The sequence below is a fragment of the Colwellia sp. NW0002-52-1 genome (assembly GCF_057550865.1).
In genome coordinates, this window is sequence record NZ_BAAJLU010000006.1 from 196102 (window position 1) to 211774 (window position 15673).

Sequence of the window (15673 nt, forward strand, 5' to 3'; positions counted from 1 at the left end):
TACTATTAATTTTTATAATAAATTACTGTATTTACTAATGGTAAAGCAAACCTTAGTAAAATTATCGCGATGTAACTTTGGTGTTTGCATTTTAGTTTTACAATGTTGCTCGTTAAAGTTTTTTACTTTTTCACGGCTACTGGTTATTTCCGTAACAAATGCTTTTTCTTGGCTGTTAAATTGGCCAAAATCCTTTGCTAAATCTTGATAAATTTTATCTGATTTTAGACGAACTTTTGTGTCAGTTGCATCTGAAAAATAACTGAGCACTGTTTGTTTTTGTTTAAATAACCAGCTATTTAGCTCTTCATTAGGGTAATAATGAAAATATAATGCAGCTGCGACGATCAAGATCAATAATTTTTTCATACCTTGCCTTATAATCATGTGCGCGTACAAATAACATGTTGTTAGATGATGTTATTGAAGCTACTACACACAGTATTATCGATTTTTTAGACGAAATGCCATAAGAATAGCGCTAGAGTACTCAATTTTATACCGACAAAGCAATTCTTTACAATTTATTGCTAATTTTTTGATAAGAAATGCTAACTGATCCGTTATAATCAAATAGCCTTAATGTTACAAAGGAACCGTTTTGAACTCTAAAGATAAAAACATTCAAGCTAGTCAGCAAATTCCAATTAAAAATGTTCAAATTCATCAGCCGGTTAAAAGTGAGTCATATGCGCCTCGAGATCAAATCTATGTTCGAAAAGTAAAAGGCGTATTTCAACAACTTCGCAAGAAGATGAATTTTTTCTTTTTAGCATTATTTGCCGTTTTACCTTGGTTACAATATAACGGTCATCAAGCCATTTTATTTGATATAAGTGAGCAGCGCTTTACTTTGTGGAGCGTTACGCTTTGGCCGCAAGATTTAACCTTGCTGGCATGGATATTTATTCTTAGCGCATTCCTACTATTTTTTGTGACAACCTTTTTGGGCCGTGTATGGTGCGGTTACCTTTGCCCTCAAACGGTATGGACTTTTATTTTCATTTGGTTTGAAGAAAAAATAGAAGGTACTGCCAACCAGCGAAAAAAGCTTGATAGCCAAGCAATGAATGCAAATAAATTTTGGCGAAAAGCACTTAAACACTTCTGTTGGGGCTTTTTCTCTATTTTAACGGCTTTAACTTTTGCCGGTTACTTTGTGCCAATGCGTGAAGTATTCGTTGATTTCTTCACCTTTAACGCCTCGTTTGCCTTAGCGGCAACTGTATGGTTTTTTGCCTTTTGTACTTATGGTAATGCTGGTTGGATGCGTGAAATTATGTGTTTACATATGTGTCCGTATGCACGTTTTCAATCAGCTATGTTTGATAAAGATACTTTAACGGTTTCATATGATGCAAAGCGAGGCGAAAATCGCGGACCACGTAGTCGAAAAGATGTACCAAAAGATGTTGGTTTAGGCGATTGTATCGATTGTAATTTATGTGTTCAGGTTTGCCCTACAGGTATTGATATTCGAAACGGATTGCAATATGAGTGCATTAACTGTGGTGCCTGTGTAGATGCCTGTGATGATGTTATGGAACGTATGCGCTACGACAAAGGTTTAATACGCTACACGACCGAACATGAATTAGAAGGTAAAAAGGTTCATTTTGTACGTGGGAAACTCATAGGCTATGCGCTTGTTTTAATTGTAATGACCAGTTTGTTGGTGATTGAAATGGCTAACAGAGTACCGGTATCTTTAGACATTATTCGAGATAGAAACGAGTTAGCTAAAGAGAACTTTAACGGTGATATTGAGAATGTATATACGCTGAAAATACTGAATAAATCTCAAACAGATAATCACTATCGCTTGTCAATAAAAGGCATTGAAAATACTAAATGGCACGGCGAACAAGAAGTGTTTGTTAAAGCTGCTAAAGTGTTTACTTTACCTATTAGTATTTCAGTAGACCCATACGAATTAGAGGGTTATATGACAGATATAAGTTTTGTTGTTGAATTAGTATCAGACACGGATGAGGTTAAGCTTGAACATGAAAGCCGCTTCTTTAATAAGCGCTAATGTCAGTATTTGATTTTACCTCGCTATCGCCGGATTTAATTCTTGATGGATTAGAAAGCACAGGCCTAATTGTTGATAGCGGTTTATTAGCATTAAATAGTTATGAAAACCGTGTTTATCAATTTCACGATATTGATAAAACAAAGTACGTCACTAAGTTTTATCGGCCACAACGCTGGACTGAAGCGCAAATTAGAGAAGAACATAGGTTTTCTTTCGAACTAGCAGATAATGAATTACCGCTAGTAGCGCCAATGAAAATTAATGGTGAGTCTTTGTTTTCATATGAAGGCTATCACTTTGCAATATTTCCGTGTCGTGGTGGCCGAATTTTTGAGGTTGATAACTTAGACCAATTAGAATGGATGGGGCGTTTTCTCGGACGTATTCATGCTGTTGCCGCGAAAAATAATTTCACTGAACGACCTGCATTTAACAGTGAAGAAATGTTACAGCAGGCGCAATTGATCATCGAAAAGTCTAATTTTGTTTCGCCTAGCCTAACATTGCCGTTCTTTACTATTTTAGAGCAAGTAATCAAGCTTGCGAGCCAGCAATATCAACCTACATCAGAAATTCGCCTTCATGGTGATTGTCATGCGGGTAACATTCTATGGACAGATAAAGGCCCTCACTTTGTTGATCTTGATGACTGCAGAACAGGGCCAGCAGTACAAGATATATGGATGATGCTCAGTGGTGACCGTCAACAACAGTTACTGCAGCTAGATACTATATTGTCAGGTTACGATGAATTTCATAGCTTTGAGACCAATCAATTGCCTTTAATTGAATCATTGCGTACTATGCGAGTAGTTAATTATATGGCTTGGCTATGCAAACGTTGGCAAGACCCTGCTTTTCCTCATAATTTTCCTTGGTTTAATACTGAGAAATATTGGGAACAACAAATTTTGATGCTAAAAGAGCAAATGTCGGCATTACAGCAGCCTCCGCTAAGCTTACTGCCTTATTAAGTCAGTCTAGCCATGTTATTTTTATTTTTTAATGATTAGGAAGTATATTTTTATGAAAAAGTTAGTGAGCGTATTCGCTTTAATGTTGTTACCAGTATTCGCATTCGCAGCAAATTATACTGAAGGCGAGCATTACACTAAAGTTAATGAAGAAATTACCGCTAAGCCAGAAGTACGCGAGTTTTTCTCATTTTATTGTCCTCATTGTTTTCAATTTGAACCATTTATGGCGAAGTTAAAAACCTCTATTCCAGAAGATACTAAGTTCGTAATGAACCACGTTGACTTTCTACGTGCTGCTTCTCCTAAAGTGCAAGGCATGTTAACTAAAGCTGTTGTTGTTGCGCATCAAATGGGTGTAGAGAAAAAAGTAATTGGCGCAATGTTCAATTATATACATATTCAAAAAGCGGTATTTACATCAGAAAAAGATATTCGTAATGTTTTCGTTCTAAATGGTGCCGATGGCGAAAAATTCGATAAGTTGATGAAAAGCTTTGGTATGGTAAGTAAAGCGAAAGCTATGAAGAAGCAACAGAATTACTTTGCCAGCAAAGGTGCTTTAAAAGGCGTGCCAGCAGTAATTGTTAACGGTAAATACCGTGTTGATGCACAAGGCTTAGACCGCAATAACTTTGAGCAAGATTACATTAACCTAGTAAATTACTTATTAACGCTAAAATAAATAAGATTACTCAGGTGATATGAACAAGAGGCTACGGCCTCTTTTTTATTGCCAGAACACTTATTGCCTAAACACATAATGATAAAAATCTAATTATAAACACCTAATCGCTAAGCACTTAAAAGTTAAAAGTTAAAAGTTAAAAGCTTAGTGCTATTTGCTGTGTTTATAATGATGAGTTAATTGCGAGGAGATTCTCAATTAATCAGGGCTAAACCTTCCTTTTATATAAAACAGCCAAAGTGACTATTGCAAAGGTAAGTTGTGGTGATTTTTGCGATATAGGTAAGCACTTAGCAAGAGCGCGATGCCAAAAAGTATAACACTGCTGATCAGTTGCTGCTGACCATTCACCTGCAATCCTGCTCCCATTAATGAGAATATGGTCATTTGCGGTATAAAACCAAGAGCGGAACCCAAAATATAGGGCGACACAGGTGTTCTAGCGGTTCCTGCAAGTACATTGGTCAAGAAATTAGAGCCGGCGGGCACTAGTCGAATAATTAGGGCTTTCATAAAAGTATTGTGACGAAAAAAATAACTTACTTTAGCTAAAGGTTGAGGATAGTTTTTCTCAACAAGGTTATGAAATAATTTTCGCGCCAAGAATAATGTTATTAAGCAGCCTATGATTGCGGATGTAGTGGCTAATAGCACACCAAAGCCAGCGCCAAATAGAAAGCCGGCACTTAATGCCGCAATTTGACGTGGTAGCCCTATCGCTATTGCAGGAGCGAGTAATAGGCCAAATAGTAAAGCGCCAAATAAGGTTTTTGGTATGAGGGTATTCAAATGTTGTTGAATATAATCGCCATAACTACCTAAAAATATTGTCGCTAAAGTAATAGCAAACAATAAAGACAAAATTGTGGCGAACAAGGTTAATTTGGCGGCAGAGTTATTATTAATCACACGTAATCTTAATCATTTTAAATATCGTTGCCCACCCGTAAATACAGTAAAACTCTGCACATACAATGTGGTTATTTGTGATGGAAAATACACTGAAATTATAGCTGTAAATAGTGTCGTATGTTAGACAAACTTAATTAACCTGAACTCTGGATAAGCAGCACTTGCTCAATGCTCCCTTTTAAGCCATTTTCTGCGTTAAAACGTCGATAAATAGCGCGCTATTCATAAACGTTTTGCCTTAAAAATGGCATAAAATGAAGCATTGATGATGTCTATTCGTGATGTTCACCTGGCTATAGCATTTACTTTATTACCTAAGCTTTTGGTTCACTTGAGTTTCAAGCACTCATTATCCAGAGTTCAGGTTTATTATTTAAGGCTAGCGTGATTGCAAAACTAAAACAGATATTGTTACTGGGCCCAGCTAAATGAAACTAGTTTAATTATTAGCTAAATTTTTGTAAAATTTTGGCCTTCGCTGCATTAAATTCCACTTCATTTAAATAACCTTGTTTTTTCATCATAACGAGTTTGTCTAGATCCGCAACAAGTGAACTATTGGTATCACTAGTATCACTAGCTTCATTGTCATCAATTGCATTGTTGCTAGTTTCTGTTGCTGTATTGATGGTGCTTGGCTCGATAAAATCATTGTTGTTTTGAGTTACCATGGTTGAGTTGTCTTCAAAAAACTCAGGCTCAGGAGTACTTGAAGTTGTCGCTTTATTATTAGGGGTAGTTGTTTTTTTAATAACTGGCTTAGCTTTTATTTTTCGTTTTGTGGTTGCAGTTGGATTTTTAAGTTCTGAAAAAAGCCATTGCCAGTCGATAGCTTTATCAATTATTTGTTGATATTTTAACTTAGTATGGCGAATATTCCCCACTCGATAATAAAGGCAGATCATGTACTTTTGCTTATGTTCATCGCTCAAGCACAGCTGTATTTTCCTGTGCTTGTCATTCATCATTTTTATGCGATGTTCATTACCAAAAGTGGCTAAGACTAAATCTTCTAGCTCGTTAGAGAAAGGCTGATCTTCATTCGCACTCACCGTTGAGATAACTTCATCGTTTAATAATATTTCACTACCAACAAGAGACGATATATTGATACTTATTTCAGGGGTTTTATTGTGTCGCTTATAAAGTGATACAGACTGAGTTTGCAGATTGACTTCAAAGTTTGCCCATTGACGCTGAAAAAAGCTTTGTTTCTGAGCCTGCTTGTTTCTGAAATACCAAATAATACCTATTAAAATAAGCACAAAACAAAATGTTATCCACAATAAGTTAGGTTTAGTTGAGTCGGTTGTTAAGTCTTGTTTTTCAATAACATTAGTTAGCACCGCAGTCGGTTTTTTAATTGCATATAAACGTTGCTGACTATGCTCAAGCAATAATAACTCGCCATTATGTTTTTGATGTAAACTAAATTGTGACTGGACCTTGGTATTATGGTTGATCAGTTTATGCGAAATATTTCTGCTAGGTGTACTGTCATCGTTGACTGAGTTAATGGTTAAAGCGTTGAGTTGCCATTCATTTTCATTCTCTTGTAAATGTAATACTTTTCCCCATAAACTTTTTAAATCTCGGCCTTGGTAAACTAAGGTTTTGTGCTTTTTACCTGCCTTAAGTAAGCGTTTTTTAATTTGATTATCAGGAACAGCTTCGCGCCAATCATCACCTATTTTTGCTTCAATAAGCACCTTACTATCTGTTTGGTTATACTGCACCAGCAGGCTATAGGTACTTTGTTTTATCCAGTCGAAATGCTGAGTTTTTTGTCCGGCAATGAAAATAATTTCATTCTGTATATCAGCTACTTTTGTAAAAGGATTATCTACGGGGATGGTATAATTTTGTAAACCATACTTTTCAGGTTTTATGCGTAATATAGCACCAGCATAAAGGGCTTCATTTTTTAAAGTCTCGTTACGTGCAAGCGCTATAAATAGCAAACCAAAATCATCATGCCAAGGCTCAATATACGGATTAAAACTGAGTTGCTGAATGGCCTCATCAACTTGCATAATTGCAATACGCAGCACTTCATTTTGTAAACTTACTTGAGGAGTTGAATGCTGAAGATTTGTAACTTTCCACCGCGTTACAACAGTATCGTAAAGTGGTTTAACTTCAGTATTAACAGGGGATAATTTTGGAGATGAACTATTAATTTTTTCAGTATGAGCGGTATAAAAAATGTGATAACCGTCTTTGTCACGATAATGGAAGTTTGGGTCTAAGGTAATTGCAGTTAACGTAATAATATCAGGATTTTTTAGTGCTAATTTCAGATCGAAAAAGGCAGTGGAAGATACTTTGTTATTATGTAATTGATATATTTTTCCAGCTCGTGATGCAATAAAGTAATGATCTTCGTCACCTAGAACAGGTAATATTGTTTGCCACTGGTCGTTGTCTAATGCCGCATTATCAAGGCTTGCAATTGCAGATAACTCGAGTTCATTTACTGCTGAAGCTTGAGCATACACCGTGAAATTAATAACGGTTAGTATGATAAAAACTAATCTTAATTTACAACGATTAAAGCAACTTCCTTTATGCATTAAATATTACTTCCTTTGATGATTTATCATAGGCAGCTATGGTTTAATTTTTGCTTATTAAAACAGCTTGTTGAGCATCTATGAATTGGTTTTTATTCTTATTATTAAGATAGCTTAATTTCCCGTCAACTATTATTTGATCATTTATTTTTCCATGCTCGGCAAGGTAGAGTGCTTGTTTACCCCAAACGTGTATCGGTCGCTGTATTTTAACCAGGTGATACTTGTGAGTAATAAGAGAAAAAATTTGCTGCTCAGACTCAACAGTTATTTCTGTTAACTCTTTGTTATGCTCGGTGGTTAGTACATTTATCTCTGAGGTTATTTTACCTGAGTAATGAATTTGGTTAATAGATTGAGCGTAACCTTTTGGGAAGGTTTGGGCGTAACTCGCGTGGATGATTTCACGATTATTTTTTTTACTATTAATTAAATAGCCTTGTACTAAAATAATGTCACCTTTTTCGGCAAATATAAGTGCACGTTCAACAATATCACCTATAACTTTGACCGTATGATAACTTGTCCATTCCTTGAATTTATTACTGGTTTTATCAAACCAACGACTATGTGTTGCTAGTGTGAACTCAGCGAAAGCAATCACTGGATTAGCCTGATAGCGAATGTCAGGCTTGTTTACTAAGTTGCCTAATAACGTTACGGTGCATAAATGGTTTTGAGGTAATTCAGTTAACATAGGTTACTTATGATAAAGGGGTTAATTGGTCGACAGTTTATGCTATTGATTAATTTCAGTATCAAATAAATTTTTAATTAAAATTGCAAATTCTTTGATAAAAGCTGATTGCTGAGCAGATACTGGGCTATTGACCACACCAGACAAAATCTCTTGCAAGTCATAAACTATAACATCAATTTCTCGAATAATGGTATTACGTTGTTCAAAAGTTAAGCTTTCGTTTTGGCTGCATAAAGCCATAATCTGTTCGCTCATTTCCTGTTCAATAACTTCTAACACTGTATCACCAGTATTATTAATAGTTGAACTGTTTTCAAATAAGCTTAAATGGGCAGTTAAATATTCAATTATATGAATGTAACCATCTGTATGGGTTATCATTGTTGTTTCTTTCATGCTTTATTCTTACGGTACTTTAATGTTGTTCATTAATACAAAATTGAAAAATGTCTATGCATTAAAAATAATATATCAGTATAGGTTAATGAAAATTGGCACCTATTACTAGGAAAGTATAAGTGCCCTTGGTAATTAAGCCATTATGCAGCAGTGTTGGTACTTTCAAATATCTTGTCAGCAGATGCGGCAACAAAACCCGTGTAGAGTTCACCGTTTTCCATTGGGTAACGTTTGGCAAATTCGTAAAAACAGCTTGGAATAGCAACGGTTTTATCTGAAAACTCAACCATTACGTGATCTGCCATCGTAGAAGATTGTTCTAATTTTACGCCTTCATCACCTTTGATCTCACCACCAGTGGTGTTGAGCTTAAACCCACCAGCTTTAACGGCTTCGTTTACAGCTTCTATAGAGTCGAAGTTGGCTAAGTGATTAATGCTTACTGTGAAATGGTTGGCACGGTAACCCCAAGCTGCTACCCAAGCGGCATATTCGCTTTCGCTAAGTAAGTCTAAGTATTCTTGGTGGCTAACTTGCCAGTGTGTACCTGAGTATAAAAAGCTTTCTGCATTAATGGCAGCTTCTTCTATGCCTGCGACCATTTTTTCGATAATTTCTTGAACGCGAGGTGAAAACTCTTCCACTAACAATTCACTAATAAATACTTTAGGCAGGTTAGTGTCGGTATGCTCAAAGTGTTTTGCATAAAGCTTTTTAGCTTCGAAATGGTATTCACCACCTTCTTTGTAACCTAAGTTAAGTAAGTGTGCTGAAATTTTTTCGATATTAACTTTCGCAATATTAAACGTGCGGTAAGCAACATGATCATTGATGAGTTCTTCACCGTTGCTTAAAAGTTGGTGTACTTTATCTGCTGAAGGAGTAACTTCCAGATAGTTTTGCCATATGTTGTTAAATAAATCTTTAACCGGTGTCATGTTAATTTCCTAAATACTTAAATAAAATTAGTGTCAATATCTCAAATTTACTGAGTGGTATATGTGGTTATTGAGTTAATCTTTCAATAGTACATTGAAGAAATTTTAAGCAAAGAACGTTGAACAACCACTCAGAATGGGTGGCTATATTTGGTCGATATTTTTAAAAAAGCTGGGACGGATCCCAGCTTTTTTTAATGGGCAGTAATGTTTCATTTCGGCGCGTTTGTACTGATTACTTGATAGTTAAACCAGGGCTTAACGCAGCAGGTAATGATACTTTTTCAGCTTCAACTGATGCTACTGGGTAGGCACAGTAATCAGCGGCATAAAATGCGCTTGCTCTGTGGTTACCACTAGCACCAATGCCACCAAACGGTGCTGCACTGCTGGCACCAGTAATTGGCTTATTCCAGTTTACAATGCCAGCGCGAATGCGACGGAAGAAGTGATTATATAAGTCTTCACTGTCACTTAATAAGCCCGCAGATAAACCAAATGATGTGTTATTTGCTTCATCAATTGCCGCATCGAAATCAGTATAACGGTAAACTTTTAATAATGGACCAAAGTGCTCGTCATCCGGCATTTCAGTGATGTTGGTAACATCAACAATACCCGGTGAGATGAAGCCTGTGCCTGTTTCAAGGTGCTTCATCATAACGATTGATTCAGCGCCAAGGTCAAGTAATTGTTGTTGTGCCGCAACTAAACCTAAAGCGGCTTTCTCAGAAATCATTGAGCCGATAAATGGTTGTTCTTCATCATCAAAATAACCAATTTTAATTGCTTCAGTGCTAGCAACTAACTTAGCTAATATAGCATCACCCTGTGGGCCGGCTTCAATAAATAAACGACGAGCACAAGTACAACGTTGACCAGTAGTAATAAATGCAGATTGTAAAATGTCGTGTACTACGGCATCTATATCGCTAACATCTTTTACTACTAATGGGTTGTTACCGCCCATTTCAAGCGCTAATATTTTACCCGGTTGACCACCAAACTGCTCATGTAAGAAATGACCAGTCGTTGAACTACCCGTAAAGAATAAACCGTCGATTTGTGGATGGTTTGCTAATGCTTTACCTGTTTCAACTTCACCTTGTACCATGTTAATAACGCCAGCAGGAAGGCCTGCTTTTAGCCATAGTTTTAAGGTTTCTTCAGCAACCATCGGGGTTAATTCACTCGGCTTAAATACCACGGTATTACCCGCAATAAGTGCCGGTACAATATGACCGTTTGGTAAATGACCAGGGAAGTTATAAGGACCGTATACCGCTACAACACCATGAGGCTTATGACGAATAAAGGCTTTTGCACCTGGCATAGGGTTTTCAATGGTACCAGTACGCTCTTCGTTAGCGCGCACAGATATGGCAATTTTGCCTATCATAGCGCCTACTTCTGTACGGGTTTCCCAAAGTGGTTTGCCGGTTTCAAGTGCAATAGTAGTAGCAAAAGCTTCTTTGTGCTCAGTTAATAATTCTGCGAATTTAACGGCAATAGCAATACGCGCTTCAATAGGCGTATTTGACCAAGCTTCAAAAGCAGCGCGTGCAGACATAACGGCTTCACCAACTTGTGCTGGAGAAGCTGTATTACCTTGCCAAACTACTTCGTTTTTAGCTGGGTTTTTTGAAAAAATTTCATGGCCTAAACCTGCTGTCCATTGACCATTAATCAATTGTATATTGTGTGACATGCTTATTTCCTCTGTGCGTATTTCGCTCATGAGTTTAGTAATGAGTTATCTGACTGATTAATTGGAAACTAGGCGTACCCAGTCTCCTTCTTTAACCATTAATGCATCGGCAACCGCTTGTGATAACACGACCTGTTTGGCGGTATCTCGTAGCAATATTGCCGCTTGTGTTGCTCTGAAATCAGCAACTTTGTCATTACAAATGATGTAGTTATTGTCGTTTGCAACGTCACCAATGATAACTTGGCGCTTTTTGCTTTGACGTACTGTTTTCACCGATGCTGTTTGTGTTTCAACCGTAGGGCCGGCATCAAAAATATCAACATAACCGCGACGCGAGAAACCTTCTGCTTCAAGTAATCTCAAAGCAGGTACTGTTTTCGGGTGCACTTTGTTAATCACGCGTTGCGCATCTTTACTTAACAAGTTGACGTAAATTGGGTATTTAGGCATTAATTCAGCAATAAACTCTTTTTTACCTATCCCTGTAAGGTAATCAGCCGTAGGGAAATCGAGAGAGAAAAAGTGCTCTTCTAACCATTTCCAAAAAGGAGATTCGCCATTTTCGTCTGAAACACCGCGCATTTCTGCAATAACAGTTTCTGCGAAACGTTCAGTATGCTCTGCCATAAATAGAAAGCGAAAACGTGATAAAAAGCGTCCGTTACGGTTTTTACGGTGAGTTTCGCTCAAAAATAAGGTACAAATTTCAGAGGCACCAGTGTAGTCATTACACAAGGATAATGTTTCAACAGTGTTGTAAATATTAAGCTCACGAGAGCTGTGCACAACTTTACCTAAATGGTAATGATAAAATGCATCATCTAGACCAACAGCAGACTCAATGCCACTTGTGCCAACTACCGCGCCTGTTTCTGTATCTTCCATAACAAACAGGTAGCCTTCATTGCCAGGCTGTGAAACTATGCTTTTAAAAGACACTTCAGCGTGAGAAATACGTTTTTTTAGTAGTTCTTCATTTACTGGCAGTGATGTAAAACCATGTCCTGACTCAACAGCAATACGATGCAATGCATCATAGTCACTGCTTTGAATAGGGCGTATTATAATCATAGAAAACTCTCAATGAGACGCTCAAATACCTGGCTATTTGCAGGTATTTGAACGCTATTATAATGGAAACTTACTTAGTTAATTTAGCTACAGCTTTTTCAAAACGCGCTAAACCTTCAGCAATGTCTTCATCAGGAATAACTAATGAAGGAGCAAAACGAATAATGTTAGCGCCGGCAACAAGTGTCATTACACCTTCTTCCATGGCTGCATTTAAAAAGTCTTTCGCTCTGCCTTGATATGCTTCGGTTAGTACTGCACCAATAAGTAAACCTTTACCACGAATTTCACTAAATACATTGTATTTTGCGTTGATGGCGTTAAGGCCTGCTACATAAAGTTTTGCTTTGGCTTTTACGCCGTCTAATACTTCTGGTGTATTTACTGTATCAAAAGCGGCTTCGGCTACAGCACAAGCTAGCGGGTTACCGCCGTATGTACTACCGTGTGTGCCAACTTTTAAGTGTTTAGCTATATCCGTTGTGGTGATCATAGCGCCAATTGGGAAGCCGCCACCAAGTGCTTTTGCCGTTGTTAAAATGTCAGGAGTAACGCCTAAGCCCATGTAGGCGTATAACTCACCTAAGCGGCCAACACCAGTTTGAACTTCATCGAAAACTAATAATGCGTTGTGCTCGTTACATAGCTCACGTACGCCTTTAGCAAATTCGTCAGTAGGTGAAACAATGCCGCCTTCGCCTTGTAATGGCTCCATAACAACAGCACAAGTTTTATCAGAGATTAATGCTTTTACACTTTCTAAGTTGTTATATTCTGCATGTACAATATCGCCAGGCTTAGGGCCAAAACCATCAGAATAAGCTGCTTGACCACCAACAGTTACGGTAAAGAATGTACGGCCGTGGAAACCTTGCTTAAATGCGATAATTTGTGACTTTTCAGCACCGTAGTTTTCTAGTGCCCAACGACGCGCTAATTTTAATGCGCCTTCGTTTGCTTCAGCACCTGAGTTAGCAAAGTAAACTTTGTCAGCAAATGTGTTGTCAGTTAGTTTTTTCGCTAAGCGTAATGCTGGCTCGTTAGTCATAACGTTAGATAAATGCCAAATTTTGTTCGCTTGTTCAGTCAATGCACCAACTAAAGCTGGGTGACAATGTCCTAAACAGTTAACGGCAATGCCACCGGCAAAATCGATAAATTCACGATCTTGTTGATCCCAAACACGCGAACCTTGACCGCGCACAGGTATAACAGCAGATGGTGAATAGTTTGGTACCATAACATCATCAAATAACTCACGATTTACTGGGAAGTGGTTAGACATTGTAAATTCCTTATATATTTAGGATATTGTAATCAATAATTGTTTAATAGTTTTGCAATAGCTAATGCTAACAAAACTAAATGCATTAATGAGTGATGCATTATTAAATGCACGACAAATTAAAAATAGGCACGGATTATGACAGAAAAAACAGGTGTTGTCTTGTCAGAATGCGCTGAAGCCCTTATAAAATAAAGGCCTCTCCGTTTTTATTCATTTTTATTGCATAACTATATTTGCGTTTTTTTTGCACTATATGGCTAGTTATTAGCGTTTTATGTCAGCTTAGCAGATCTGTAAATACTTATGATATTTCATAATTAATCAAAAATAATTTGCTGATTAATACTTTTTAAGTGACTTTATGAGTGATTTCTTGATATTTAACCGCAAAATAAGGGATAGAGCACATTATTTATTGGTAAAAAGATCTTTTAATAATGCGCTAATAGAGCAGTAAGGTTAATTAAAAATTAATTTGATATGATCTATATCACTCTTCTTTAACAAGCCAATGTCAGTTTTAGTTAAGCGCCCCGCCATTAATAATATTTTTGCTTCTTCAGTACTAATAAGGTCTTCTTTAGCTAAACTTCTAAAGGCAACATAAGCTTTGGCTTTAGTGACTAATTTTGCAATTGGGCACATATGTTTTATGTCTGTAGCATAAGCAAGATCGAATAAAGGCTCTGTAATTTGTAGGCGATCAAAGCGCATAAGCTCGACCATATCTGCCGCTACTTTACTACTGCGATCTAGTAATTGTTCAAGTAATAAATCCGGCGCTGAATCAAGTGTTACTAATACATCATGTAATTTTTTATCTTTATTGTCGTATGCGGCACGTAAGTCTTTAGTGTAAAGCTCACTATAGGCATCTAAAAAGCCGCGAGTTACGGCTAATAGTCCTAAATTACTGAGCATGCCTGCGGTAAATGCAGTGAATTCGTCTAACCCTTCTTCTTTGGCTAAACGTTGGGATGCCAGTGCAATTGATAAACTATCATTCCACAATTTTCGCTTCATTAACGGATAAGGAGAGGTACTTGTAGGTAACCAGTGTTTTAGCATGAATGTGGGCATGACTAACTTTAGGTTATCTAAGCCTACATAGCTTAAGGCTAAGCTTGGCTCAGTTACCTGTATGTCTGAACGTTTGCGATACTGAGGCTTATTAACTAAATTAATTAGTTCATTACAAAGCCAGGGAAGTGACTTAGCCAAAGGAGTAATGCGGTTAATACTAGCTGCTTTTACCGCTAATATTTCCATAATAGAGGGCGCAGCATCTTCAATTTTTAGTACATTGGTATAGAGATTTTCTTTATTATCAAACACTTTATTTACTTGGTTATTAACACGTTTAAAAAACTTGTTTTTAACTTGTGTTTTAAAGTGTTCTTCACCGTGTGCTTGTATAATTTTATTTTTGTTTGCTTCTTCTTCAATCGCTAATAACTCACGCCTGCGATTAAACTGTTCACTGTCTTGATGCTTAGTCATATTGATTTTGCCGCTTTTTTGATTGGCAAAATCTTTACTTATCGCAAGACTTAACACGCGATTATAGATAGGTAAGACTAATTTGTTATTTTCAAAAATATGCATCAGAACTTCATTGTTAGTTATTTGTGAACCATCGATAAACAAGACATTAGTTAGGTTATCGACCTATTGTTATATTTCATGAGGTTAAAATATTATCATCTATATGATTGGCGTATTGGTCAATAAAATTTTGTAATAATTGATGCCCTTGCTCTGTTAAAACAGATTCAGGATGAAATTGTACGCTAGCGATAGCTAATGTTTTGTGCTGTAAAGCCATGATTTGTTGTTGACCATTTTCTGTGATCCAAGCGGTTACTTCGAGGTCATTAGGTAAAGAATTTTTATCAACAATTAACGAATGATATCGGGTAACGGTTAATGGTTGTTTTAACGCATGAAACAAACCTTGCTCATTATGACTAATCAAACTGGTTTTACCGTGCATTACTTTATTTGCTTTAATGACTTTTGCGCCGAAATGTTGGGCAATACATTGATGCCCTAAGCAAACGCCTAATATGGCGATGCGACCTTTAAATTTTTCGATAATTTCCAGAGATAAACCAGCAGCATTTGGATCGCAAGGGCCAGGTGAAATCACAATATATTGTGGCGCTAATGATTCAATATCAGCTAAGCTAATTTCATCATTTCGACATACCTTAACCTCTTGCCCTAATGCCTGAAAATAATGCACTAGATTAAAGGTAAAAGAGTCGTAATTGTCGATCATTAATAACAAAAAAACACCTGCATAAAAGTAAATCGTAACGCGGGCGTTATTCTAATCTTTTATTGTTAGCCATTCTACCTTTAGTGGTGCTTATACTACT

14 protein-coding genes are annotated in these 15673 nt (G+C 36.9%); 3 read left to right on the forward strand and 11 right to left on the reverse strand.

Annotated features, from left to right (window positions below; translation table 11 throughout):
• Nucleotides 1-12: 12 nt before the first annotated feature.
• Nucleotides 13-369 carry a hypothetical protein gene (locus AC27H3_RS08605; RefSeq protein WP_487105355.1) on the reverse strand — a complete coding sequence of 119 codons (357 nt, stop codon included), beginning with the start codon at nucleotides 367-369 and terminating at the stop codon, nucleotides 13-15.
• 232 nt (nucleotides 370-601) lie between these two features.
• Between AC27H3_RS08605 and ccoG the strand changes: the two genes are divergently transcribed.
• Genes ccoG through AC27H3_RS08620 form a run of 3 tightly spaced genes read left to right on the forward strand, consistent with a single transcriptional unit; the run spans nucleotide 602 to nucleotide 3697 of the window.
• Complete coding sequence (ccoG, locus tag AC27H3_RS08610; protein WP_233131289.1) at nucleotides 602-2035, forward strand: cytochrome c oxidase accessory protein CcoG; 1434 nt, start codon at nucleotides 602-604, stop codon at nucleotides 2033-2035.
• Nucleotides 2035-3012, forward strand: a complete 978-nt coding sequence (locus AC27H3_RS08615) for a serine/threonine protein kinase (RefSeq protein ID WP_487105357.1) — start codon at nucleotides 2035-2037, stop codon at nucleotides 3010-3012. Before ccoG ends, AC27H3_RS08615 begins: the two co-directional genes overlap by 1 nt.
• 52 nt (nucleotides 3013-3064) lie before the next feature.
• Nucleotides 3065-3697 (forward strand): DsbA family protein, encoded by a 633-nt coding sequence (locus AC27H3_RS08620; RefSeq protein ID WP_085300944.1) that lies wholly within the window; start codon nucleotides 3065-3067, stop codon nucleotides 3695-3697.
• A 246-nt stretch (nucleotides 3698-3943) separates the two neighbouring features.
• Here the strand turns inward: AC27H3_RS08620 and AC27H3_RS08625 are convergent, their stop codons facing one another.
• The 10 genes from AC27H3_RS08625 to AC27H3_RS08670 all read right to left on the reverse strand — a co-directional run bounded on the left by AC27H3_RS08625 (nucleotide 3944) and on the right by AC27H3_RS08670 (nucleotide 15582).
• Nucleotides 3944-4609, reverse strand: coding sequence for a TVP38/TMEM64 family protein (locus tag AC27H3_RS08625; RefSeq protein ID WP_487105360.1), 666 nt, complete (start codon nucleotides 4607-4609; stop codon nucleotides 3944-3946).
• A 449-nt stretch (nucleotides 4610-5058) separates the two neighbouring features.
• Entirely contained in the window at nucleotides 5059-7185 is a 2127-nt protein-coding gene (locus AC27H3_RS08630; RefSeq protein ID WP_487105362.1) for a PQQ-dependent sugar dehydrogenase family protein, read from the reverse strand.
• Between the two features lie 43 nt (nucleotides 7186-7228).
• Nucleotides 7229-7882: a single-stranded DNA-binding protein gene (locus AC27H3_RS08635; RefSeq protein WP_487105364.1), complete on the reverse strand. Its 654-nt coding sequence runs from the start codon at nucleotides 7880-7882 to the stop codon at nucleotides 7229-7231.
• Nucleotides 7883-7924: 42 nt separating this feature from the next.
• Complete coding sequence (locus AC27H3_RS08640) at nucleotides 7925-8281, reverse strand: DUF3802 family protein (protein ID WP_487105365.1); 357 nt, start codon at nucleotides 8279-8281, stop codon at nucleotides 7925-7927.
• Nucleotides 8282-8424: 143 nt separating this feature from the next.
• On the reverse strand, nucleotides 8425-9222 hold the full coding sequence (locus AC27H3_RS08645) for a 2-oxoadipate dioxygenase/decarboxylase family protein (RefSeq protein WP_487105367.1): 798 nt from the start codon (nucleotides 9220-9222) through the stop codon (nucleotides 8425-8427).
• A 235-nt stretch (nucleotides 9223-9457) separates the two neighbouring features.
• A complete protein-coding gene (astD, locus tag AC27H3_RS08650; protein WP_487105369.1) occupies nucleotides 9458-10930 on the reverse strand; it encodes a succinylglutamate-semialdehyde dehydrogenase in 1473 nt (490 codons plus the stop codon).
• 57 nt (nucleotides 10931-10987) lie between these two features.
• Nucleotides 10988-12004, reverse strand: a complete 1017-nt coding sequence (astA, locus tag AC27H3_RS08655; RefSeq protein ID WP_487105371.1) for an arginine N-succinyltransferase — start codon at nucleotides 12002-12004, stop codon at nucleotides 10988-10990.
• 70 nt (nucleotides 12005-12074) lie between these two features.
• Nucleotides 12075-13289, reverse strand: coding sequence for an aspartate aminotransferase family protein (locus tag AC27H3_RS08660; protein WP_487105372.1), 1215 nt, complete (start codon nucleotides 13287-13289; stop codon nucleotides 12075-12077).
• Nucleotides 13290-13751: 462 nt separating this feature from the next.
• The gene (locus AC27H3_RS08665) at nucleotides 13752-14897 is read right to left on the reverse strand and encodes an HDOD domain-containing protein (RefSeq protein WP_487105374.1); all 1146 of its coding nucleotides are present in this window, start codon (nucleotides 14895-14897) and stop codon (nucleotides 13752-13754) included.
• 76 nt (nucleotides 14898-14973) lie between these two features.
• On the reverse strand, nucleotides 14974-15582 hold the full coding sequence (locus tag AC27H3_RS08670; protein ID WP_487105376.1) for an anthranilate synthase component II: 609 nt from the start codon (nucleotides 15580-15582) through the stop codon (nucleotides 14974-14976).
• Nucleotides 15583-15673 lie beyond the last annotated feature (91 nt).